The following is a 21,286-nucleotide window of genomic DNA, read 5'->3' on the forward strand; positions in this document are numbered from 1 at the left end:
TTAAATCATGGTAATTATTTTAACGATTTTTAGTCTATCATAAATGGTATTTATAATAAAATATTACGAGGTGATAAATGGTTTTCTCAAAAAATAACCTGCCAATAGAATTTCCTATTCCAGCGTCGGTAAATAAATTAATTTGCTGTGATCTGGATAAAAACACTATTCATACTTATGGACATTGTCTTGATAAACCGTATTGTCATGGTATTTTGAGTGTATTAGAAAAACTTTAGAGAAGAGAATCATATTTATAGAAAATTGCTCACCCAAAAGTTAGATTAGCTACTAACTTTTGGGGGAAAAGATTTTTGTTCTTACGGTAATTTTGCTAAAACGCAATAACCTACTTGACGTCCAGAAATTTGATATGCCGTATCTGCACAAATGAACGCAGATTCACCTTGTTTTAATTCAAGCGCGGTGTTTTTATCACTAATTTTTAAACACCCTTGCATGACTAATAAAATAGTCGCACTTTCTGCTTTTCCGTTGATTTGGGCTGTATCATCATAACGTACATTTTCTAGTGCAAAGTCTTTAGCTGGCGTAGTATAGGTAAATGAACCATTATCTGGTGGGGCTGCCTTGATTAATTCAGGAATCACTTCACGACAATCAATCACTTTTAATAATTCATCAATATTCACATGTTTAGATGTTAAACCACCACGAATGACATTATCTGAACATGCCATTAATTCAATATTTTGTCCACGCAAATAAGCGTGTGGAATACCGGCATCTTGAAAAATACCTTGTCCTTGTTTGATTTGCACAATATTGAATAAATAGAAACACATTAAGCCGGCATCTAATTGCGCTAATGAAATGTTCATTTCTTTTTGGCTATACAAGACCCAGTAATCAGGATTTTCAGGGGATAAGTCCTCAAGTCGATTATGTTCAAAAATTGGCAATAACCAACTGGCTAATTGCGTTTGATTTGCTTGCATAATATCTGAATAGAAATGGTGTAAATCCTGTGTTTCTAGCTGATTTGCTAAGGTTTGCAAAGATGAACGTTCACGCAATGTTTTTAAAATTTCTGTTTTGGGTTTGAAACCGTGTAACAACCAGAAGTCTGATAAAGCAATCATCATTTCTGGTTTGTGATTCTTGTCTTTATAAGTTCGTTTGGGATCTGTTAAATCAATACCCCGCACATTTTCTTCCACAAACCCGATTTCGGCTTGTTGTTTTGTTGGGTGTAATTGAATAGATAACGGCTGTTTAACATCTAAGATTTTCAATAAGTAGGGTAGTTCATCACCAAAAATTGAACGACTTTGTTGACCAAGTGCGGTGGGATTTTGGCTTAAAAATTGATTTAAAGGCATGGTTTTATCGTCAACTTTAATTGTTGATGGGGAAGACGGGTGTGCTCCGAGCCACCACTCTGCATAGAGTTGATCTTTTTGTGCAGTAAATCCGATAAGATTTGGAATGTAGTCTTTTCCCCCCCAAGTATATTGCTGTAGGGTGCCAGTCAATTTATAAAGTGTGGTCATTTTTTATCCTGTTGTTCTTGTTTGTAGCCACCAAAAAATTGTACAACTTTTTCTACATCTGATGGTTCGGTTAACTGTGCTACAAGACGTTTGCCGTTGGTTAAATCAAACACTAATTTGAAATCATCGGCTAAATTAATTTGTTGTATTTTAGTAAATTCAATAAAAAAGTTCTCAAAGAAAAATCCGTTAGGTTTGAGTATCAGCATGGGAGAACGAAAAAATGCCATATACAGGCTTAAAAGAATTAAGAAAGCGAGTAAATACAAAGTATCGGGTGCTATTTTTCCTTCGGTTTGCCAAATGATAATACCAATTAATGCCATAAAAATCAGGCTATCTAATTTCGTGCGTTTTTTTAACCGCACTTTAAGTAGTGTATTACCTTTACGTTTATCTAAGCCAAATTGTTCGTAAAAAGCGTAGGCGAAGAACGTGAGAATACAGAGAATGAGAATGGAATTGGTCATAACGAAAAAATGTAGGGGCGTATTGCATACACCCTAAATAATGTACAAAGGGCGTATGCAAACGCCCCTACGGAAAAGAAAGATTACGCTAAAATCCCTGTTGCCGCACCTAAAATACCGATAACAAAGATACCGATAATAATCCAAAGGGCGTTTACACGGTTACGTAGTAACCACATACAAGCGAAGGTAAATAGTAATGGTAATAAACCCGGCATTAAGCTGTCTAAGATACTTTGTACCGTGGTAATTTCCGTTGTTCCGTCTTGTTTTTGAATGGTAGATACCACTAATGGTACGTTAATACTGGTCCATTTTTGTACCAATGCCCCCATAATAAACAAGCCGAGAATAGATGCTCCTTCGGTGAGTTTTTGTAACAGACCACCACTCATATCTTGTACTACATCTAAGCCTTTTTTATAGCCGTAAGTCACGCCATAATAACGTGTACCTAAACGTACAAGGTTAAATAGGATAAAGAATAATAAAGGTCCTAAAATACTCCCTGTTAAAGCAACGCCAGCACCAAGAGCGGCAAATACTGGACGAGCTGTTCCCCAATAAATTGGGTCACCTACACCAGCTAAAGGACCCATTAGACCCACTTTGATACCATTGATCGCTGCATCGTCAATTTCTTTACCGTTAGCACGTTGTTCTTCCATGGCGATAGTTACACCTAATACTGGTGCTGCTACGAATGGTTGGGTATTAAAAAACTCAAGGTGGCGTTTAATGGCATCTTTACGTTCTTGTGAATTTGGATCTGGATATAAGCGCTTAATTACAGGTACCATTGAATAGGCAAAACCTAAAGCTTGCATACGCTCAAAGTTCCATGAACCTTGGAATAAATTTGAACGTAATACCACAGAATTTAAATCACTTTGGGTGACTTTTTTGATTTCAGTTGTCATTTTTCTTACCCCATTAATCTAATCTGTTATCCAGATCGTTGTTGTTTGCTACGACTTGCACCACTTGTTTTGATTGATTGTATTTAGGGTGAAGTTGAATATAAAGTGCTGCCATAATAGCACCAAGAATACCTAATGCTACAAGGTTAAAATCAGTGAATGCGGCTACCACAAAACCAGCATAGAAAAATGGCATTAAGTGACCTGCACGCATCATGTTAATAACCATGGCATAACCTACTACTGCGATAATACCACCGGCAATTTTTAAACCATTTGTGACGACTTCAGGAATAGCATTTAACATTTCTTGAACAGTATCTGTGCCCGCAGTTAATGCAACAATTAAGGCAGGAATGGCAATACGCATTGCTTGTAATAATAAAGCAGAGCAGTGAATCCAGTCTAAGCGGTTAAGATTCCCATCCTGAATAGATTTATCTGCTGCATGTTGAAATGCTACGGTAATTGCACGTACCACATAGGTTAATACTTGACCAGCAGCTGCTAATGGAATCGCAAGAGCAATCGCAGTTGGGATTTCTTGACCACCCACAATAACTAAGATAGTTGATACTACAGAAGCAAGAGCCGCATCTGGAGCAAGTGCGGCACCGATGTTCATCCAGCCTAAGGCTAATAATTCAAGTGAACCACCAATGATGATCCCTGTCTTCATATCGCCTAATACTAAACCAATTAAGGTACAAGCGATTAACGGACGGTGAGTTTGAAATTCATCAAGAATCGATCCCATACCTGAAATACAGGCAACAAGGAATACCAGAACGACTTGTAAGGTAGAAATTTCCATAATAATTTCCTTAGATTAAGTTATTTTTCTTTAATAGATCCATCATATATTGACGGCTATCATTGGATACTTTGCGTACATCAAGCTCAATGCCCTTGGCATTTAAGGCTTTGAAAGCGGCAATATCTTGTTCGTTTACTGCAACCGCACTCGTCACCATTTTCTTACCTTCTTTGTAAGAAATTCCACCGATATTGATCGATTTAAATTCTATACCTGCATCAGATAAACGTACTACATCGGTCGGATTAGTGAATAATAACATCATACGCTCGCCCGCATATTCTGGGTTGTTATAGACTCGAACCATTTTATCCACAGGTACAACATGTACTGTTACGCCTAGCGGTGCGACACTTTTTAGCATGGTAGAACGTACGCTGTCTTTCGCCACATCATCATTTACAACCACAATACGGGTTACACGGCTTTCTTTCGTCCAACGGGTTGCCACTTGACCATGCACTAAACGGTCATCAATACGGGCTAAACCGATGACTAAATGCCCTTCAGCGTTTGGTGTTACCACCGCCGGTTCAACAGGTTTTGCAGGGGCTGCTGGAGCTGGAGTAACGGGAGCCGCTTGAGTCGATTTTTTTTCTGGCTCATCAAAACGCAATGCACGTACGCCAGTACGACCTGTTTCAAGCGCAATCGCAGTGAGTTCTTCAAGGCTTGGATTATCATCACGCGCCATAAAAGTTTCCACTAACATAGGCACATTTACGCCCGTGACGACGTTCATATTGTCTTGATCGTTTGCCACTCGGTTTGCTGCATTAAATGGACTACCGCCCCAAGTATCGACTAAAAATAGCACTTGATCGCAGTGAGCCAATTCATTGGCAAGTTTTTCTTGATATTTGCCGATAATGGTTTCCGCATTCTCACCCGGCACGAAATCAATTGTTGCCACGTTTTCTTGCTCACCAATCAGCATTTCGGTGGTCTTCAGCAATTGATTTGCTGCGACACCGTGAGTTGCAATAATAATTGCAATAGTCATAGTTGACTCCTTTGGTTTTAAAATTAAGGTGATGTATTCTAATATGAATCAGATATAGTTTACACGTTTCAGCGAAATATTTTTTACTAAATTGTGATCTGGATCACATTTTAGAATCTAACTGCGGTGAAAATAAACAAAAAAATAGGTACCGCAAGGATACCTATTTCTAATTATATGTAATTTAGATGGCGATCACTGCACCAATCACAACAATTGAATAAATTGCAGCTAAACCATAGAAAATAAGTCCACCATTTGGCATATGGAGTTTTACATCATGCATACCGTGATGTATACGGTGTAATCCCATCCACATTGGAAAAATAGCTAACACGAGAATTACTAATTTGCCTAACCAGTGATGACTAAATGCAATAATACTGTCAGGTGAAATTATCCCAAAGGGTAATAAAATACCTAAAATTAAAATTAATGCAGGAAAAGCCAACGCACTGATAGCACTACCGGCACTAAATAGTAACCATACTGGTGGTTCTTGAGAACGTTTTGGATTTTGATCAACCATAGTTCTATCCCCTTAAATAAAAGCTAAAATCAGAAGAACAACACTGACTACAGCGAAAATAACGTAGAATCCTTTACGGATTAGCTCGGATTTTACGCCTAATGTGCCAGACATTACTTCGCCAGACATATGGAAAAATGTCACGGAATGTAAAATGGATGCGGCCACTGAAATCAGATTCAAAATAATGACGATAGGGTTTTGCAAAAAAGGAATAAAGTTTTCTACAAAGCCATTTTCACTACCTAAAGAAATGATGCCATAAAGTAAAACTAAACAGAACCAAACAGCGGAAAATGCAGTGGCTTCTCGCAGCATATAGAATTGATAAAAATTCCATTTTTTCCACCAAGTGGCGGTCATTTCACGATGATATTTATTACGTTTACTTGCTAATTCAGTCATAACTCCCCCTAAGCTTTTGGTTTAAGCATTGAAATTAGATAGTCTTTAGCACTTTCTAATTTACTTTGGTTAATTGCTGCCGCAGGGTTAACGTGTTTCGGACAAACTTCGGAACAAGCCCCAACGAAAGTACAAGACCAAACACCATTATCACCATTGATAATCGGCATACGTTGTGCTTTAGCGTGATCACGGTTATCTAAATTGTAGCGGTGAGCCAAGGTTAACGCTGCAGGTCCTACAAATTCAGGGTTTAAACCAAACTGTGGACAAGCTGCATAGCAAAGACCGCAGTTGATACACATGGAGAATTGACGATATTTCTCAAGTTGTTTAGGTGTTTGTTTGGTACGACTTTTCGCCAATTCTGCTGACGGATGTGGTTGACCATCTAATTCAGGCATTTTGTTGCCAATAATATAAGGTTTGATGGCTTCTAAACTTTCAATAAAGTGACTTAAATCCACCACTAAATCACGTTCAATTGGGAAGTTGGCTAACGGTTCAATCCGCATATGACCGCTGTAATCACGTAAGAACGTTTTACATGCGAGTTTTGGTTTATTGTTCACCATCATCCCACAAGAACCACAGATTGCCATACGACAAGACCAACGGTAGGAAAGTTCGGGTTCCAGTTTATCTTTAATGTAACCTAACGCATCTAATAAAGATGTTTGGTTATCATAAGGTACTTGATAAGTGCATAGGTGTGGCTTTTGATCCACTTCAGGATTATAGCGTAGCACTTCTACCGTCATAATTGATTCATTAGACATTTGCTTTCTCCCCTTTGTTAGCCGCTGCTTTAGCTGCTTCCGCCGCATCTGCTTCTGCACCGTAAACACGTTTCGCCGGTTGTGATTTGGTAATTTTCACTGGACTGTATTCAATGCGTGGTGCACTCTCTCCATTGTAGAACGCCAAGGTATGTTGTAAGTAATTCACATCATCACGTTCCACATAGTCTAAACGTTGATGCGCACCACGAGATTCTTTACGTTCAATGGCTGAGTTGGCAATGGATTGTGCTACATCTAAGATATAACCTAATTCCACCGTATAAAGCACGTTGGTGTTAAAGACACTAGAACGATCTTGAATGCGAATACGTTTATAGCGTTCTTTTAATTCGGCAATTTTATCCACGGTCGTTTGCATACTTTGTTGGTCACGGTAAATACCACAACCTTCTTCCATGGACATACCCATTTCTTCACGAATTTGAGCCCAACTTTCGGTGCCTTCTTGGTTATATAAATCTTCCAAGCGTTTAATCACATCACGAGCTTGAGCATCAACGGCATCCTGATTTATAGAAACATTTTCTACCGCACGTTGTGCAGCATATTCACCTGCCACACGACCTAATACGACAAGTTCTGCTAATGAGTTAGAACCTAAACGGTTGGCACCATGTAAGCCAGAAGATGCACATTCACCCACCGCAAATAAGCCTTTAATACAGGTTTCGCTGTTGAAATCTACTTCAATACCACCCATAGTATAGTGAACAACTGGACGAACAGGAATTGGTTGTTCAACCGGGTTTACTCCTTCATAGGCTTGTGCTAACTCACAAATAAATGGTAAACGTTCATGTAAGTATTTTTCCCCTAAGTGGCGTAAATCAAGATTCACCACATCAACACCTTTGGCTGTTTTTAATGTATTACCTTTACGCCATTCTTGCCAGAATGCTTGGGACACTTTATCGCGGGGACCTAATTCCATATATTTGTTTTCTGGTTTACCTACTGGTGTTTCAGGACCTAGTCCATAATCTTGTAAGTAGCGGTAACCATTTTTATTTAGCAGAATACCCCCTTCACCTCGACAACCTTCAGTCATCAAAATACCCGTATTTGGCAAACCTGTTGGGTGATATTGTACAAATTCCATATCACGTAGTGGCACTCCGTGACGATATGCCATAGAAAGACCGTCACCGGTAACGATACCGCCGTTAGTATTAAATTTAAACGCACGGCAACCCCCTCCCGTTGCAATAACCACGGCTTTGGCATTGATTTGAATTAAGGTACCTTCCATCATATTCATCGCGACCAAACCACAGGCGTGACCATCATCCGTTAGAATATCTAATACGAAATGTTCATCAAAACGTTGGATTTGTGGATATTGAATGGATGTTTGGAAAAGCGTGTGTAATAAATGGAACCCAGTTTTGTCAGCGGCAAACCAAGTACGTTCAATTTTCATCCCACCGAAACGGCGAACGTTCACATCACCATCTTGTTTACGAGACCAAGGACAGCCCCAACGTTCGAGTTGGGTCATTTCTACTGGAGAATGTTTAACAAAATATTCTACCACATCTTGTTCACATAACCAGTCACCACCGGATACGGTGTCATTAAAGTGTTTATCGTAGCTATCTTCTTCTTTGATAACCGCTGCCGCACCACCTTCAGCCGCAACTGTATGGCTACGCATAGGATAAACTTTTGAAACTAAAGCAATTTTAAGATTAGGATTGGCTTCTGTCGCCGCAATTGCGGAGCGTAATCCACCACCACCAGCACCGACAATCGCAATATCTACATTGACAATTTGCACAATTATGTCCCCCACAAAAGAATTAATTAACAATAATAATGTTACTTAAATTTTAATAAATTACTATCTCTTTTTTAATCTAATTGTTAGAAATGTGATCTAGCTCAAAAATTTAGGTAAAATTCACTACAGTTAGCAAAAATAAGAATTATTAATAAGTTAAAGATGATTTTTATTATTATTGAAGAGAATAAAGATTGCACATTTTGCTACTTCACCCTACTTCGTTACGTTTGGTTTTTTATTGAATTCAAGTTAAAATAAAGTCTATTTTTTCACATTGATTTATTTTTATGTCAACAGAGATTTCATGGCAGCCAACTGCCCCAATTAAGAATTTACTGGCTCGTGCTAAAATCATAGCAGAAATTCGTCGTTTTTTTTCTGAACGTGGTATTTTGGAGGTGGAAACGCCAATTCTGAGTGAATTTGGTGTGACAGATGTTAATTTATCCACCTTTAGCACAGAGTTTGTTGCTCCTTTTAACAAACAATCGAAGACATTATGGTTAAATACCAGCCCGGAATATCATATGAAACGTCTATTAGCGGCAGGTTCAGGGGCGATTTTCCAACTTTGTCATGTTTTTCGTAATGAAGAAGCAGGTCGTTGTCATAATCCTGAATTTACTATGTTAGAATGGTATCGTCCATTTTTTGATATGTATCGATTGATTAATGAGGTGGATGATTTGTTACAGAATATTTTAGATTGTGAACCCACTGAAAGTTTAAGCTATCAATTTGTTTTTCAACAATATGTTGGTTTAGATCCTTTATCAGCGAGTAAAACCGAGTTAGTCAATAAAGCCAAAAAATATAATTTTATGTGTGATGAAAATGAAGATCGAGATATTTTGCTACAATTTCTGTTCAGTGAAGTCGTGGAACCTAAAATTGGTCAAAATCGTCCAGTGGCCATTTATCATTTTCCCGCGAGTCAAGCAGCGTTAGCGCAAATTAGTTCGGAAGATCACCGTGTAGCAGAGCGTTTTGAATTCTATTATAAAGGCTTAGAACTGGCTAATGGTTTCCATGAGTTAACCGATGCGCATGAGCAATTTAATCGTTTTGAGCAGGATAATCGCGTACGTCAAAAATTAGGGTTGCCGATACGTTCAATTGATTCTCGTTTTTTAGCGGCTTTGCAAGCCGGAATGCCTAATACATCAGGTGTGGCTTTAGGGGTGGATCGATTAATGATGATTGCTTTAGGTGCTGAAACTATTGAACAAGTGATGGCTTTTGCGATCGCAACTGCTTAGCAATAAATAACAGTTGCAAAACCGCCATGACAACTTTAAACTTAACCATTTAATTTTATCTTTATATTTTTTAGGAAATACTTGAACTTATGGATACGCAGATTAATTCAGCAGAAAGAATAACCGTAGGAGAAACTTTCCGCCAAGCTCGTCAAAAGCTCAATTTGACAATTGAACAAGCCGCAGAAAAAGTGAATTTACGTCCTATTGTGGTAGAAAGTATCGAAAATAATGAATTTGTGCAGAAAAATATTCCTGCTACTTTTATGAAAGGATATGTGCGTAATTATGCTGAATTTTTGAAATTGCCAGATAGCTTATGGAAAGATGGCGCTATTGATTTTGGTGGCGTGGTAAGAAATGATTTAAATAAGCATGTTAAAGTCAAAAAAGTGGTGAATCCCCACTCTTCACATGGTCGGTGGGTAGGTTGGTTAACGGCTCTTGTACTTTTATTTGTGATTGGAATGACTGCCCTTTGGTGGTGGGAAAATTATCAACAAACTAATTCTGAGCGCGATAATTTAGTGCAAAATTATGTCTCAACGGAAGGACAGAATAAAGCGCTAGAGCATAGTGATCATGTAGCAACCATGACAGAGACGACTATTGTGGATTCAGCACAAGCTAACGCACAAATAGTAGAAAGTGCGGTGCAAAATAATCCAGAAAATAATAGTAATGCGATGACATCGACAGCCATTAACCCACAAGAAAAAGAAAATACCACGGAAAGTGTAGATAGTCCAGCACAGGGGATTCTTATGCAACATAGCGTGAACGATAATGTGGATACTACGGATTCGATTGCTACGGATAATCATACTCAAAATACAGTAGATAATCCTGTGTCAGGGGATTTACAAATTGAAGTCACTACGGCGACAAGCTGGATTGCCGTACGTGATGCAAAACGTCATAATTTAGTGGCACAAAAAGAGTATAAACAAGGCGAAGTGATTACCCTTGATGGTAAAGGTCCTTATGCATTAACTATTGGGGCTCCAGCGAACGTCAAAATCACTTACAAAGGCGAAAACTACCCATTGAAAATTGATGGTCGTGTTGCTCGCATTAAATTACCATAATAACGAGAATTATGTCAGATTTTAAACCAACCATTAAACGTCGTGAATCGACAAAAATTTATGTAGGTAAAGTGCCTGTAGGGGGCGATGCTCCCATTGCCGTACAATCTATGACCAATACTCGTACCACAGATGTAGAAGCGACGGTTGCTCAAATTAAAGCTCTTGAGCGAGTTGGGGCGGATATTGTACGAGTTTCTGTGCCAACCATGGACGCAGCCGAAGCTTTTAAATTAATTAAACAGCAAGTGAATGTGCCGTTGGTGGCGGATATTCACTTTGATTATCGGATTGCCCTGAAAGTGGCAGAATACGGTGTGGATTGTTTACGGATTAACCCCGGTAATATCGGACGTGAAGATCGCATTCGAGCCGTAGTAGATTGTGCTAGATATAATAATATTCCGATCCGTATTGGCGTAAATGCAGGTTCGTTGGAAAAAGATTTGCAGGAAAAATACGGCGAACCAACCCCAGAAGCCTTATTAGAAAGTGCGTTACGTCATGTTGAAATTTTAGATCGTTTAAACTTCGATCAATTTAAAGTGAGCGTAAAAGCGTCAGATGTGTTTTTAGCGGTGGAAAGTTACCGTTTGTTAGCCAAAGCGATTAAACAGCCGTTACATCTTGGTATTACCGAAGCTGGTGGTGCCAGAGCAGGTGCGGTAAAAAGTGCGGTGGGTTTAGGCATGCTTTTAGCGGAAGGGATTGGCGATACGTTGCGAGTATCATTAGCGGCGGATCCCGTGGAAGAAATCAAAGTAGGCTTTGATATTTTGAAATCCTTACGCATTCGTTCTCGTGGCATTAACTTTATTGCTTGTCCAACCTGTTCTCGTCAAGAATTTGATGTGATAGGAACAGTGAATGCGTTAGAACAACGACTTGAAGATATTATTACGCCGATGGATGTATCAATTATTGGTTGTGTGGTGAATGGACCAGGTGAAGCCTTGGTATCTGATTTAGGTGTTACCGGTGGTAACAAAAAAAGCGGTTATTATTTAGATGGTGAGCGTCAGAAAGAACGCTTTGATAATGATGATCTCATTGATCAGCTTGAAGCCAAAATTCGTGCCAAAGTGGCACGGCAATCACAACGTATTGATATTTCACAGCTTTAATAGAAGGGAAAAATATGAAAATTGCCGTTTTTAGTAGTAAGAATTATGATCGCAAGTATTTGCAACAAGCTAATACTACATACAGCTTTGATCTGCATTTCTTTGATTTTCAACTAAATGTGGACACTGCCAAAATGGCAGAAGGCTGTCAAGCAGTGTGTATTTTTGTTAATGACAATGCTGATCAAGCGGTGTTGAAAAAGTTAGCAGAGTATGGTGTAACTATCGTGGCGTTACGTTGCGCAGGGTTTAATAATGTGGATCTTAAATCGGCAAAACAATTAGGTTTAAGCGTCGTGCGAGTACCAGCCTATTCCCCAGAAGCGGTGGCAGAACATGCGGTGGGCTTAATGATGAGCCTAAATCGTCATATTCATCGTGCTTATCAGCGTACTCGAGATGCAAATTTCTCATTAGAAGGTTTAATCGGCTTTAATATGCATGGTCGTACCGCGGGTATTATCGGTACGGGTAAAATTGGGATTGCTACTATGCGTATTTTAAAAGGCTTTGGTATGCGATTATTGGCTTTTGATCCCTTTGAAAATCCGCAAGTAGAAGCTTTAGGCGGTAAATATGTGAGTTTGGATGATCTCTTTACCCAGTCAGATGTTATTTCTTTACATTGCCCGGCTACGCCAGATAACTACCATTTATTGTGCGAAAAAACCTTTAAGCAAATGAAAGATGGCGTAATGATCATTAACACCAGCCGTGGTTCATTGATTAACACCAAGGACGCTATTGAAGCCCTAAAACAGAGTAAAATCGGTGCTTTAGGCTTGGATGTGTATGAGAATGAACAGTCGTTATTTTTTGAAGATAAATCCAACGAAGTCATTTTAGATGATGTATTCCGTCGTATTTCATCTTGCCATAATGTGTTACTGACTGGACATCAAGCCTTTTTAACGGAAGAAGCCTTATTGAATATTTCCGATGTCACCTTGGCAAATATTCAGCAAGTCAATTTAGGTGAAATTTGCCCGAATCAAGTAGAATAAAACAGGAGAAACAGGACAAAATTATGGCAAAAACCATTCAAGCTATTCGTGGCATGAACGACAGTTCGCCGACCGATACACCGCTGTGGCAATGGGTTGAAAATAAGGTGCGTCAAGTATTGGCAAGCTACGGTTACAGTGAAGTGCGTATGCCAATCGTGGAAAGCACCCCCTTATTCGCTCGTGCCATTGGTGAAGTCACTGATGTGGTTTCTAAAGAAATGTACACTTTTTGGGATAACGATGAGCAACTTACGCTCCGCCCTGAAGGTACCGCAGGTTGTGTACGTGCAGCAATAGAACATGGCTGGATTTATAATAATGAACAACGTTTGTGGTATATCGGACCGATGTTCCGTCATGAACGTCCACAAAAAGGGCGTTATCGTCAATTTCATCAAGCAGGAGTAGAAATTTTTGGGATTGCCAATCCAGAAATTGATGCAGAATTGATTTTACTTACTGCTCGCTTATGGAAAGAATTAGGTATCGATCAGTATGTCACTTTACAACTCAATTCTATCGGTTCGCTAGAGGCACGGCAAAATTATCGTTCGGCATTGGTTGATTTCTTGCAAAATCATGTGGATTTGATGAGTGATGAAGAAAAAGATCGTTTAGAGAAAAATCCATTACGTATTTTAGATACTAAAAATCAGGCGTTACAAGAGGTGTTAAACAATGCACCTAAATTACTTGATTATTTAGACGATGAAAGCCGTGAACATTTTGCTCAACTCTGTACCTTATTAGATGAAATGGGTATTCAATACGAAATTAACCCGAAATTAGTGCGTGGTTTAGATTATTACAACAAAACGGTATTCGAATGGGTGACTACCGCATTAGGCGCTCAAGGCACAGTTTGCGGTGGTGGTCGTTATGATGGCTTAGTGGAACAATTAGGCGGACATGCTACGCCAAGTGTTGGATTTGCGATGGGGTTAGAGCGTTTAGTGTTGTTAGTACAAGAAGTAAATAAATCTATTCCAGTACAACGTGCGGTGGATATTTACCTTGTTTTTGCAGGCGACGGCACTACTTTGGCAGCTTTCAAAATTGCTGAAAAACTGCGTTCAGCATTACCGCAGTTGCGCGTGATGACTCACTGTAGTGGTGGCAAATTCCAAAAACAATTTAAACGTGCCGATAAAGTCGGGGCAAAACTCGCTATTGTGATTGGCGAAAGTGAAATACAATCTAACCAAGTTATGGTAAAAGATTTATTAGGCAACACCGAACAACAAGCAGTTGCAGTTGATGAATTAGTGGCTTATTTAACGCAAGTATTTAAGGAATAAATTATGGCTTATACCAGTTTAGAAGAACAAGAACTCAATGAAATTAAATCTTGGTGGAAAGAAAATTATAAAAGCATTACCGCAGCCGTGATTATTGGGGCAGGAGGAGTATTTGGTTGGCGTTTTTGGCAAGATTACCAAATCACTAAAGCACAAGAAATATCAGCACAATACGATCAGGTGATTTATAGCAATACGGACGCGACCACTAAAAATGCACAAATTGATGCCTTTGTAAAAGAGCATAGTAAAACGAGTTATGCGACTTTAGCGTTATTAGAAAAAGCCAAAAGTGCGGTACAAAATCAAGAATTTTCTCAAGCAGAAGCCGATTTAAAAGAGGCAATGACACAGGCACCAGATGAAATTCTAAATTCTGTGACGGGTATTCGGTTAGCAGAAGTGCAACTACAACAAGATAAATTTGATGATGTATTAAGTACCTTAAATTTAGTGAAAGATGCTAGTTGGACGGCGAGAAAAAACTTATTAAATGGCAAAGTTCAGTTAGCCAAAGGCGATAAAGATGCAGCTAGACAACAGTTTGAGAAAGTGTTAAAAGATGGCTCGGCATTGGAACAGCAAGAAGTGAAGGTGTTGTTGAATAATTTGTAACATAGATTCTTTAATGAAGAAAAAGCCTATTTATCTGTTTGATTATATAGGCTTTTTTGTTTTATATTTTTTATCTTAATATATTGTCTGGGATCATCATTTTTCGTTCAATGAAATTCACAATTTGCTCAATAATAATGGTCACTACCCAATAAATTAACGCTAATGCTAAATAAGCTTCAAAATAACGATAGCTAACACCTGCAATAATTTTGGATTGAGCAGTCATTTCCACTACAGCACATACGAATGCCAACGATGTGCCTTTTAGCAAGCCAATTAAGGTATTACCTAAAATAGGCAAGGCATAGACAAAGGCTTTGGGGAGAATAATACGCTGCATAATTTGAAAATAGGTCATACCAATAGAATGTCCTGCTTCAATTTCTCCTTTACCTACCGATTGCAATGCGGCTCGGATATTTTCCGAATTATAGGCAGCTTGGTTAATGGAAAACGTCACTAACACAAACAACATAGCAGGGACCGCATTGATATTATAATCTGTGCCATAGCTATAATTATAATATTTAAGCAACAAAGGAATCCCCGTATAGGTTAAATACAGTTGTACGATCAGCGGTGTGCCACGCACAAAAGACACTAATACTGCCACCATTTGCCGAATGACTGGCGTTTTGTTGATTTTAATTAAGGCAAACAGAAAACCTAAAATTAAACCAAAAAAGAGAGAAAGCACGGTAATTTCAAGGGTGACAGGTAAATATTGTAACAATTTTGGGATGGTGTCCCAAATTGCTACTAAACTAAATATATCGCCCATATTTTTCCTTTATTGTTTTGGTGCAAAATCATCATTAAAGTATTTTTTGCTGATTTCTGACAATTTGCCTTCTGTAATCAGCACTTTTAAGGCTTGGTTAATTTCCTCCGTTAAGGCTTGCCCTTTTTCAGTTTTACTCACTAACAAATAGCTAAATGGCGTACCGATTTTACTCACTTCATCATCAGGCACAGGCAATGCTTTTAATTTAAAACCATGTTCTTTGATAAATTGTTCGCCCATAGCTTTATCTAACAATTGAAAGTCATATTTACCCGATTCAACACGTTGTAAAATAGAGGCAAGATCCGCTTCGCTGTATTCTAAAATCACTTTATTATCGGGCAAACTTTCGTTATACACTTCCAATGCAGTAGCATAGTTTAACCCTGGGGTAAGTTCAGTGCTTTTACCACGCAGTTGTTCAAAATTGGTAATATCATCACGTTCTGGACGTACCACAATGGCATATTTATTTTTAAAAATAGGATCGGTATAAATATATTTAGCTTTACGCACTTCATTCATACCAAAATTATTTGCTCCCACATCATAACGCCCAGAATCTAAACCGGATAATACAGAGGGAAATTCTGTCGCTTCAAAGCGAATGTCATATTTACCAATTTTATCAAAAATGGCTTTTACCACTTCAATGTCATAACCCACTAACTGATTGTTTTGATCCACATAAGTAAAGGGTTTTGGGGCAGCACTGGTGGCAATGGTGATTTGCGGTTTGGCGGCTTGCGTGCTGGTGGTGTTATCTTGTTTATCACCACAAGCGGTTAAACTCAATAAACTGGCTAAAACAATAAAAGCAAATTTTTTCATCATATGGTTCTCCATAGGTTAAAAGTTAAAGGTTAAAAGTGAAATTAATAAATAAATTTTTCATCTGGGGTTTGGCTTAATGTTTGGCGTTGATGTGGTTCGCTCCATAATGCCTCATAATCAATTTTGTCCCAAAAACGCGTGTAATAATCAATAAATACGCCTGAACGATCACCCTGTTTTTTGGCAAAGGTTTTAAAATAGGTATTATGTTTAAAAGCAGGGATTTCATATAAATCACGGGCATAGCCCCAAATATTTTTAAAATCGACAATGCGATTGCGTAAAGGCCCGAGATTTTTTGCATAACCCGCATCAAAACGTGCTAAGGTCACAAATAACCGAATATCGGCATCAGTAACAAAATCGCCAAATAAAAAGCGTTTAGTTTCAAGGCGTTGTTCAATCAGATCGAAAGCTCGGTATAAACTATTGTAGGCATCGTTATAGGCTTCAATCGATTGAGCAAACATCGCTTTATAAACGGCATTATTGACGTTATCAAACAGAAAATTGTTAAATTCATCAATCTGTTGGCGTAAATGTTCAGGGTAAAGATCGGGGGCGTGCGCCTTATGAAAAGCCTTAAAATCACGTTCTAAATAATTGGTGAGCCATGTGTAATCATTATTGACCACTTTTTTAGTGGTAATATCCACTAACGCTGGCACAGTGGGGCGACCTTGATAATTGGGATCGGAGTTATAATAAAGCTCGCTTAAATATTGCACGCCGAGTACGGGATCATGATGATTTTCATCATAGATAAATTCCCAACCTAAGGATTTTTCTCGGCTAAATCCACTATTAATACCTACCTTATTGACGCTAATGGCTTTTTCTAAACCTAATAATTCAATTACAATCGCCGCTCGATTAGACCAATGACAAGTTTCTGCCCAAATTAAACGGTAACGCCCTGATTCTATCGGATTTTGCTCCGCACTTTCGCCAAAAGAGTCGGTAAAACGGTTTTTTTGACGATGAAAATAGCCTTTTTCATCCACTTCATTTTCAATTTCACTGGGTCTGTATCTTGGTGTCGTTGTCATTTTTTATTCTCCATATTGTGCGAGTTGTTCCCGATGATGTGGACTATCCCACAAGCTTAAATCAGGGCCTTTCGGTAAAATTTGATAAGGGTTAATGGTTGCACTTAAATGATAATGAGCTTTAATGTGATCAAAATGTGTGGTTTGCTTAAACGCATCTTGTTGATATAAATCTCGGGCATAACCCCATAAATTGGGAAAATCAATTAAACGCTGACGATTGCATTTAAAGCCGTTGTAATAAGCCACATCAAAACGTACTAAGGTCACATACAGGCGAATATCGGAGTCGGTAATTTGATCGCCAAATAGATAGCGAGAATGTGCTAAACGCTGCTCTAGTTTATCTAGCGTAGAGAATAATTGATCATAGGCTTGTTCATAAGCCGTTTGACTGGTAGCAAATCCTGCCTTGTATACGCCATTATTGACATCATTAAAAATCAGTTCATTTAATTCATCGATTTGTGTTCTTAACGGTTCAGGATACAGATCAGATGCATTGGCTTTATGCAAGCTTTTCCAAGCGAGTTGCCAATGACGGAGTAGATTTAAAAAATCATTATTCACGACTTTCTTTGTGCTTAAATCTACCACTGCTGGCACGGTAAAACGCCCAATATAATCAGGATCAGTGGCGAGATAAATATCACTTAAATAGCGAATACCTAATACGGAATCGGGTTCATCAAACGCCCAATCTTTTTTATCTGTATTCGTAGGTCGTACGGGGTTGACCACACCAATAGAAATGTGTTTATCTAATCCCAATAATTTCAATGCAATCAGTTGACGATGCGCCCAAGGGCAAGCGTAAGAAACCAGTAGACGATAACGATTAGATTCAATAGGAAGTTGACCTGCTTGATCACCAAATGGTGTAATAAAGCGAGATGTTTGTCGTACAAAACGCCCGTCTTGGCTAAGTTCTAATGGGCTAACGGATTTATTTAAGGGTTCATGTTGATTGATTATGCTCGACATTTATACTTCCTTTTCCACCATAATTGTGGCAATAAAGCCATCTTCTTTGCTGTTTTCATCAGCCACATAGCCGAGTTTCTGATAAAATTCCACGACTGATTGACGACTTTTAATCACAATTCTGTGATAGCCTAATTTTTTAAGTTCAGCTTCTGCTTTTTGAATAATTTGTCGCCCATAGCCTTGCCCTTTAAAGCCTTTTGCTACCGCAACACGTTCAATTTTGCCATAATCTTTATTGCTGATATTCAGTCTTGCGGTAGCAATACCAACACCATTTTGTTCAATTAAAACATAGTGATAGGTTTTACCATATTCTTCATCAAACTCTTTGTCTATGGGTAAATTTTCATCAATAACAACAGATGATTTACGCACTTCGTAAACTAACGCTAATTGCCATACTTCTGTGATCATCATTTTTTCCCTAAGCTTTAAATGGCATAATCAAAATAAAAACTACTGTAATAGGTTTCCAAGAATTTCTTGGTACGCTCATGTTTAGGATGCTCAAAAACGTCCTGTGCAGTGCCAGATTCAATAATTTTCCCCTTATCCAAAAACAGCACCCGATTAGCCACTTTACGCACAAAATTCATTTCATGGGAAACTAACAACATGGTATTGCCTTCTTTGGCTAAAGCTTTAATGGTTTCCAACACCTCCCCCACCAACTCAGGATCTAGGGCGGAAGTGGGTTCATCTAACAGCAATAATTGCGGATTTAAAGCGATGGCTCGTGCAATGGCAACGCGTTGTTTTTGTCCACCTGATAAATGTTGCGGATAAAAATGGGCTTTGTCTAACATGCCTACCTTGGCAAGTTTTTCTTCCGCAATTTGCTGAGCTTGTTGTTTGGGTAATTTTTTCACCACCACTAAACCCTCCATGACATTTTGCAAAGCAGTTTTGCGTTCAAATAGATTAAAATGTTGAAACACCATAGCCGTACGCTGACGAATCGCCAAAATATCCGCTTTTTTAGCTTTTTCAATCTCCACACGGACATCATCAATTTCAATTTTGCCCGCATCGCCGCGTTCTAAAAAATTAATGGCTCTTAATAAAGTAGATTTTCCTGCCCCTGATGAACCAATAATTGCCACAATATCGCCTTTTTGTACCTCAAAGGAGATACCGTCTAAGACGTTATTGTGGTGGAATTTTTTAATCAGATTAGTAACTGTGATCATATTTGTTATTATTATGTTCTTCGTTGAAATAGTAATAATAATCAAAAGCGAAAATGTTGTCCTATAACAAATTGACCTTAGTTATAACGATAAGTAATATAATAAAAAATAAATATAAGATAGACTATATGGAGTTTTATGGTACTCAATAAATGAAGATTTTAGTCAAGAAAACACAAAAATATGGAAAAGTTTTATGAAAATCTTTGAATCTGTGGATAACCAATATAGTGAATTAACCCAATATTTGATTCAATTTCGCCGTGAACGTCACCAATATCCAGAACTCTCTAATCAGGAAGTGGAAACGACCAAAGCCTTGCGTGCGGTGTTAGAACAACATCAGATTACGATTTTAGATTTACCGCTTAAAACAGGATTGGTTGCCGAAATTCAAGGTGAGCCAACAGGGAAAATCGTGGTGTTACGCTCAGATATTGATGCGTTACCGATTTTAGAAGAAAGTGGAGTGGATTATTCTTCCAAAAAGGATGGTGTAATGCACGCTTGTGGTCACGATTTTCACCAGACCGCAGCGTTAGGGGCGGCGATTTTATTAAAGCAACGTCAAGCAGACCTTAAAGGTACGGTGCGAATTTTGTTCCAAGCTGCCGAAGAAACAGGATTGGGAGCATTGGATGTGATTAACACGGGCGTGTTGAATGATGCCAATGTGATTTTTGGTATTCACAATGATCCTACTTTGCCAGTAGGGGTATTGGGGACGAAGCCAAATGCTCTGACGGCAGGCGTAGATCGTTTTGAAATTAAAATTAATGCTAAAGGAGCTCATGCTGCACGTCCGCACGATGGTAATGATCCGATCATTATTTTGGCTCAGCTTATTAATGCGGTGCAATCAATAATGAGTCGTAATGTGGCATCTAATGAAAATGCCGTGGTATCAATTACTCAAGTGCATAGTGGTAATACGTGGAATGTGATTCCTGATAATGCTTATTTAGAAGGTACGGTGAGAAGTTTCAATCAAGCTGTGCGTGAGCAAATTGAGCAACGCTTTAGAACGATTATTGACGGCATCAAATTAGCATTTGATGCGGATATTCAATTATATTGGCATGCTGGACCACCATCTGTAATGAATAGTCCTGAATGGATTGATTTTACTTTAGATGTCGCTCGCCGAAATGGCTTTGAAGCAAAATTGGTGGATGCCAGCCCAATCGGAGAAGATTTCGCATTTTACCAACAAAAAATCGCAGGGGTCTTTATTATGATTGGTTCAGGCGGACCTTATGCTTTACATCACCCCAAATTCCGAGTAGATGATACTGCACTTTTTCCAACAGCAAATTATTTAGCTACATTGGCAACGGAATATTTAGCATTACATTCATAAAAAACGGGCTTTCGCCCGTTTTGCTTATTCAGACATTAGTCTGCTTTCCGAATGTTATAAACTTCAATTTCAGCGGCTTTGAACGCCTCTTGATCCACTTTACCCTGAATCATAATTTTGTCATTTGGTGAAATATTTAGACCATTCCAAGCGCGATCTTCCACCTCAATTTTGATTTCACCTGTTGAATCTTTAAACAAAAATTCATCATGATCAATTTGTCTTGTGATGTAACCCGTTAAAATAACCTGAGTATCATCTTTCGCTTTTAAGGCTTGCGCTACCGTGGTTTGGGTTCCACTATAACCACCGCTAAAACCACCTTTTAGATTATCGTTAGCTTTAGCAAATACGATAGTTGATGCAGCAATTAGTGCAATAGTTAGTAATTTTTTCATTTTTTTCTCCTTATTGATATATTGTAGTGCTAGTACATTGCTTGGG

23 protein-coding genes are annotated in these 21,286 nt (G+C 38.5%); 7 read left to right on the forward strand and 16 right to left on the reverse strand.

The genetic code is table 11. The features are described from left to right. Positions 1-320: 320 nt before the first annotated feature. The 9 genes from manA to frdA all read right to left on the reverse strand — a co-directional run bounded on the left by manA (position 321) and on the right by frdA (position 8,238). Positions 321-1,514, reverse strand: coding sequence for a mannose-6-phosphate isomerase, class I (gene manA, locus E0709_RS11530; protein ID WP_132302905.1), 1,194 nt, complete (start codon positions 1,512-1,514; stop codon positions 321-323). Next, the gene (locus E0709_RS11535; RefSeq protein ID WP_132302906.1) at positions 1,511-1,984 is read right to left on the reverse strand and encodes a DUF986 family protein; all 474 of its coding nucleotides are present in this window, start codon (positions 1,982-1,984) and stop codon (positions 1,511-1,513) included. The genes manA and E0709_RS11535 overlap by 4 nt, the downstream gene beginning before the upstream one ends. Positions 1,985-2,067: 83 nt before the next feature. Next, positions 2,068-2,904, reverse strand: coding sequence for a PTS mannose transporter subunit IID (locus tag E0709_RS11540; RefSeq protein ID WP_132302907.1), 837 nt, complete (start codon positions 2,902-2,904; stop codon positions 2,068-2,070). 13 nt (positions 2,905-2,917) lie between these two features. Then, entirely contained in the window at positions 2,918-3,718 is an 801-nt protein-coding gene (locus E0709_RS11545; protein WP_132302908.1) for a PTS mannose/fructose/sorbose transporter subunit IIC, read from the reverse strand. Positions 3,719-3,728: 10 nt separating this feature from the next. Further along, on the reverse strand, positions 3,729-4,724 hold the full coding sequence (gene manX / locus E0709_RS11550; protein ID WP_132302909.1) for a PTS mannose transporter subunit IIAB: 996 nt from the start codon (positions 4,722-4,724) through the stop codon (positions 3,729-3,731). A gap of 184 nt (positions 4,725-4,908) precedes the next feature. Beyond that, positions 4,909-5,253 (reverse strand): fumarate reductase subunit FrdD, encoded by a 345-nt coding sequence (gene frdD / locus E0709_RS11555; protein WP_132302910.1) that lies wholly within the window; start codon positions 5,251-5,253, stop codon positions 4,909-4,911. Positions 5,254-5,265: 12 nt separating this feature from the next. After that, entirely contained in the window at positions 5,266-5,658 is a 393-nt protein-coding gene (gene frdC, locus E0709_RS11560; protein WP_132302911.1) for a fumarate reductase subunit FrdC, read from the reverse strand. Between the two features lie 8 nt (positions 5,659-5,666). Continuing rightward, entirely contained in the window at positions 5,667-6,437 is a 771-nt protein-coding gene (locus E0709_RS11565; RefSeq protein ID WP_132302912.1) for a succinate dehydrogenase/fumarate reductase iron-sulfur subunit, read from the reverse strand. Then, a complete protein-coding gene (gene frdA, locus E0709_RS11570; RefSeq protein ID WP_132302913.1) occupies positions 6,430-8,238 on the reverse strand; it encodes a fumarate reductase (quinol) flavoprotein subunit in 1,809 nt (602 codons plus the stop codon). The genes E0709_RS11565 and frdA overlap by 8 nt, the downstream gene beginning before the upstream one ends. Positions 8,239-8,531: 293 nt before the next feature. Between frdA and epmA the strand changes: the two genes are divergently transcribed. The 6 genes from epmA (at position 8,532) to E0709_RS11600 (ending at position 14,635) form a co-directional block, all read left to right on the forward strand. Beyond that, positions 8,532-9,503 (forward strand): elongation factor P--(R)-beta-lysine ligase, encoded by a 972-nt coding sequence (epmA, locus tag E0709_RS11575; protein WP_132302914.1) that lies wholly within the window; start codon positions 8,532-8,534, stop codon positions 9,501-9,503. Between the two features lie 89 nt (positions 9,504-9,592). Next, positions 9,593-10,591, forward strand: coding sequence for a RodZ domain-containing protein (locus E0709_RS11580; RefSeq protein ID WP_132302915.1), 999 nt, complete (start codon positions 9,593-9,595; stop codon positions 10,589-10,591). Positions 10,592-10,602: 11 nt separating this feature from the next. Further along, positions 10,603-11,715: a flavodoxin-dependent (E)-4-hydroxy-3-methylbut-2-enyl-diphosphate synthase gene (gene ispG / locus E0709_RS11585; protein ID WP_132302916.1), complete on the forward strand. Its 1,113-nt coding sequence runs from the start codon at positions 10,603-10,605 to the stop codon at positions 11,713-11,715. A 14-nt stretch (positions 11,716-11,729) separates the two neighbouring features. Further along, complete coding sequence (locus E0709_RS11590; RefSeq protein WP_132302917.1) at positions 11,730-12,719, forward strand: 2-hydroxyacid dehydrogenase; 990 nt, start codon at positions 11,730-11,732, stop codon at positions 12,717-12,719. Between the two features lie 23 nt (positions 12,720-12,742). Beyond that, positions 12,743-14,020 (forward strand): histidine--tRNA ligase, encoded by a 1,278-nt coding sequence (gene hisS, locus E0709_RS11595; RefSeq protein ID WP_132302918.1) that lies wholly within the window; start codon positions 12,743-12,745, stop codon positions 14,018-14,020. A gap of 3 nt (positions 14,021-14,023) precedes the next feature. Further along, positions 14,024-14,635, forward strand: a complete 612-nt coding sequence (locus tag E0709_RS11600; protein ID WP_132302919.1) for a YfgM family protein — start codon at positions 14,024-14,026, stop codon at positions 14,633-14,635. A 70-nt stretch (positions 14,636-14,705) separates the two neighbouring features. On the opposite strand, the gene E0709_RS11605 is transcribed toward E0709_RS11600, so the two are convergent. From E0709_RS11605 to E0709_RS11630, 6 genes are read right to left on the reverse strand one after another with little or no spacing between them, the layout of a single operon-like run. Continuing rightward, complete coding sequence (locus E0709_RS11605) at positions 14,706-15,419, reverse strand: amino acid ABC transporter permease (RefSeq protein ID WP_132302920.1); 714 nt, start codon at positions 15,417-15,419, stop codon at positions 14,706-14,708. 9 nt (positions 15,420-15,428) lie between these two features. Then, positions 15,429-16,256, reverse strand: coding sequence for a transporter substrate-binding domain-containing protein (locus E0709_RS11610; RefSeq protein ID WP_207905265.1), 828 nt, complete (start codon positions 16,254-16,256; stop codon positions 15,429-15,431). 41 nt (positions 16,257-16,297) lie between these two features. Continuing rightward, positions 16,298-17,305, reverse strand: coding sequence for a glutathione S-transferase C-terminal domain-containing protein (locus tag E0709_RS11615; protein WP_132302922.1), 1,008 nt, complete (start codon positions 17,303-17,305; stop codon positions 16,298-16,300). Positions 17,306-17,308: 3 nt separating this feature from the next. Next, positions 17,309-18,289 carry a glutathione S-transferase family protein gene (locus E0709_RS11620; RefSeq protein ID WP_132302923.1) on the reverse strand — a complete coding sequence of 327 codons (981 nt, stop codon included), beginning with the start codon at positions 18,287-18,289 and terminating at the stop codon, positions 17,309-17,311. After that, positions 18,290-18,709, reverse strand: a complete 420-nt coding sequence (locus E0709_RS11625; RefSeq protein ID WP_132302924.1) for a GNAT family N-acetyltransferase — start codon at positions 18,707-18,709, stop codon at positions 18,290-18,292. It abuts the gene before it with no gap. A 14-nt stretch (positions 18,710-18,723) separates the two neighbouring features. Then, the gene (locus tag E0709_RS11630) at positions 18,724-19,482 is read right to left on the reverse strand and encodes an amino acid ABC transporter ATP-binding protein (protein WP_132302925.1); all 759 of its coding nucleotides are present in this window, start codon (positions 19,480-19,482) and stop codon (positions 18,724-18,726) included. A 196-nt stretch (positions 19,483-19,678) separates the two neighbouring features. Between E0709_RS11630 and E0709_RS11635 the strand changes: the two genes are divergently transcribed. Continuing rightward, positions 19,679-20,842, forward strand: a complete 1,164-nt coding sequence (locus E0709_RS11635; protein ID WP_132302926.1) for an amidohydrolase — start codon at positions 19,679-19,681, stop codon at positions 20,840-20,842. 35 nt (positions 20,843-20,877) lie between these two features. On the opposite strand, the gene E0709_RS11640 is transcribed toward E0709_RS11635, so the two are convergent. After that, positions 20,878-21,240, reverse strand: a complete 363-nt coding sequence (locus tag E0709_RS11640; RefSeq protein WP_132302927.1) for a YgiW/YdeI family stress tolerance OB fold protein — start codon at positions 21,238-21,240, stop codon at positions 20,878-20,880. Between the last annotated feature and the right edge of the window lie 46 nt (positions 21,241-21,286).

The organism is Lonepinella koalarum (assembly GCF_004565475.1).
GTDB classification, from domain to species: domain Bacteria; phylum Pseudomonadota; class Gammaproteobacteria; order Enterobacterales; family Pasteurellaceae; genus Lonepinella; species Lonepinella koalarum.

What these genes read in the sequence shown, in the direction of transcription:
- manA (WP_132302905.1), bottom strand. Translation starts at nt 1,514, where the DNA reads ATGACCACACTTTATAAATTGACTGGCACCCTACAGCAATATACTTGG.
- E0709_RS11535 (WP_132302906.1), bottom strand. Translation starts at nt 1,984, where the DNA reads ATGACCAATTCCATTCTCATTCTCTGTATTCTCACGTTCTTCGCCTAC.
- E0709_RS11540 (WP_132302907.1), bottom strand. Translation starts at nt 2,904, where the DNA reads ATGACAACTGAAATCAAAAAAGTCACCCAAAGTGATTTAAATTCTGTG.
- E0709_RS11545 (WP_132302908.1), bottom strand. Translation starts at nt 3,718, where the DNA reads ATGGAAATTTCTACCTTACAAGTCGTTCTGGTATTCCTTGTTGCCTGT.
- manX (WP_132302909.1), bottom strand. Translation starts at nt 4,724, where the DNA reads ATGACTATTGCAATTATTATTGCAACTCACGGTGTCGCAGCAAATCAA.
- frdD (WP_132302910.1), bottom strand. Translation starts at nt 5,253, where the DNA reads ATGGTTGATCAAAATCCAAAACGTTCTCAAGAACCACCAGTATGGTTA.
- frdC (WP_132302911.1), bottom strand. Translation starts at nt 5,658, where the DNA reads ATGACTGAATTAGCAAGTAAACGTAATAAATATCATCGTGAAATGACC.
- E0709_RS11565 (WP_132302912.1), bottom strand. Translation starts at nt 6,437, where the DNA reads ATGTCTAATGAATCAATTATGACGGTAGAAGTGCTACGCTATAATCCT.
- epmA (WP_132302914.1), top strand. Translation starts at nt 8,532, where the DNA reads ATGTCAACAGAGATTTCATGGCAGCCAACTGCCCCAATTAAGAATTTA.
- E0709_RS11580 (WP_132302915.1), top strand. Translation starts at nt 9,593, where the DNA reads ATGGATACGCAGATTAATTCAGCAGAAAGAATAACCGTAGGAGAAACT.
- ispG (WP_132302916.1), top strand. Translation starts at nt 10,603, where the DNA reads ATGTCAGATTTTAAACCAACCATTAAACGTCGTGAATCGACAAAAATT.
- E0709_RS11590 (WP_132302917.1), top strand. Translation starts at nt 11,730, where the DNA reads ATGAAAATTGCCGTTTTTAGTAGTAAGAATTATGATCGCAAGTATTTG.
- hisS (WP_132302918.1), top strand. Translation starts at nt 12,743, where the DNA reads ATGGCAAAAACCATTCAAGCTATTCGTGGCATGAACGACAGTTCGCCG.
- E0709_RS11600 (WP_132302919.1), top strand. Translation starts at nt 14,024, where the DNA reads ATGGCTTATACCAGTTTAGAAGAACAAGAACTCAATGAAATTAAATCT.
- E0709_RS11605 (WP_132302920.1), bottom strand. Translation starts at nt 15,419, where the DNA reads ATGGGCGATATATTTAGTTTAGTAGCAATTTGGGACACCATCCCAAAA.
- E0709_RS11610 (WP_207905265.1), bottom strand. Translation starts at nt 16,256, where the DNA reads ATGATGAAAAAATTTGCTTTTATTGTTTTAGCCAGTTTATTGAGTTTA.
- E0709_RS11615 (WP_132302922.1), bottom strand. Translation starts at nt 17,305, where the DNA reads ATGACAACGACACCAAGATACAGACCCAGTGAAATTGAAAATGAAGTG.
- E0709_RS11620 (WP_132302923.1), bottom strand. Translation starts at nt 18,289, where the DNA reads ATGTCGAGCATAATCAATCAACATGAACCCTTAAATAAATCCGTTAGC.
- E0709_RS11625 (WP_132302924.1), bottom strand. Translation starts at nt 18,709, where the DNA reads ATGATGATCACAGAAGTATGGCAATTAGCGTTAGTTTACGAAGTGCGT.
- E0709_RS11630 (WP_132302925.1), bottom strand. Translation starts at nt 19,482, where the DNA reads ATGATCACAGTTACTAATCTGATTAAAAAATTCCACCACAATAACGTC.
- E0709_RS11635 (WP_132302926.1), top strand. Translation starts at nt 19,679, where the DNA reads ATGAAAATCTTTGAATCTGTGGATAACCAATATAGTGAATTAACCCAA.
- E0709_RS11640 (WP_132302927.1), bottom strand. Translation starts at nt 21,240, where the DNA reads ATGAAAAAATTACTAACTATTGCACTAATTGCTGCATCAACTATCGTA.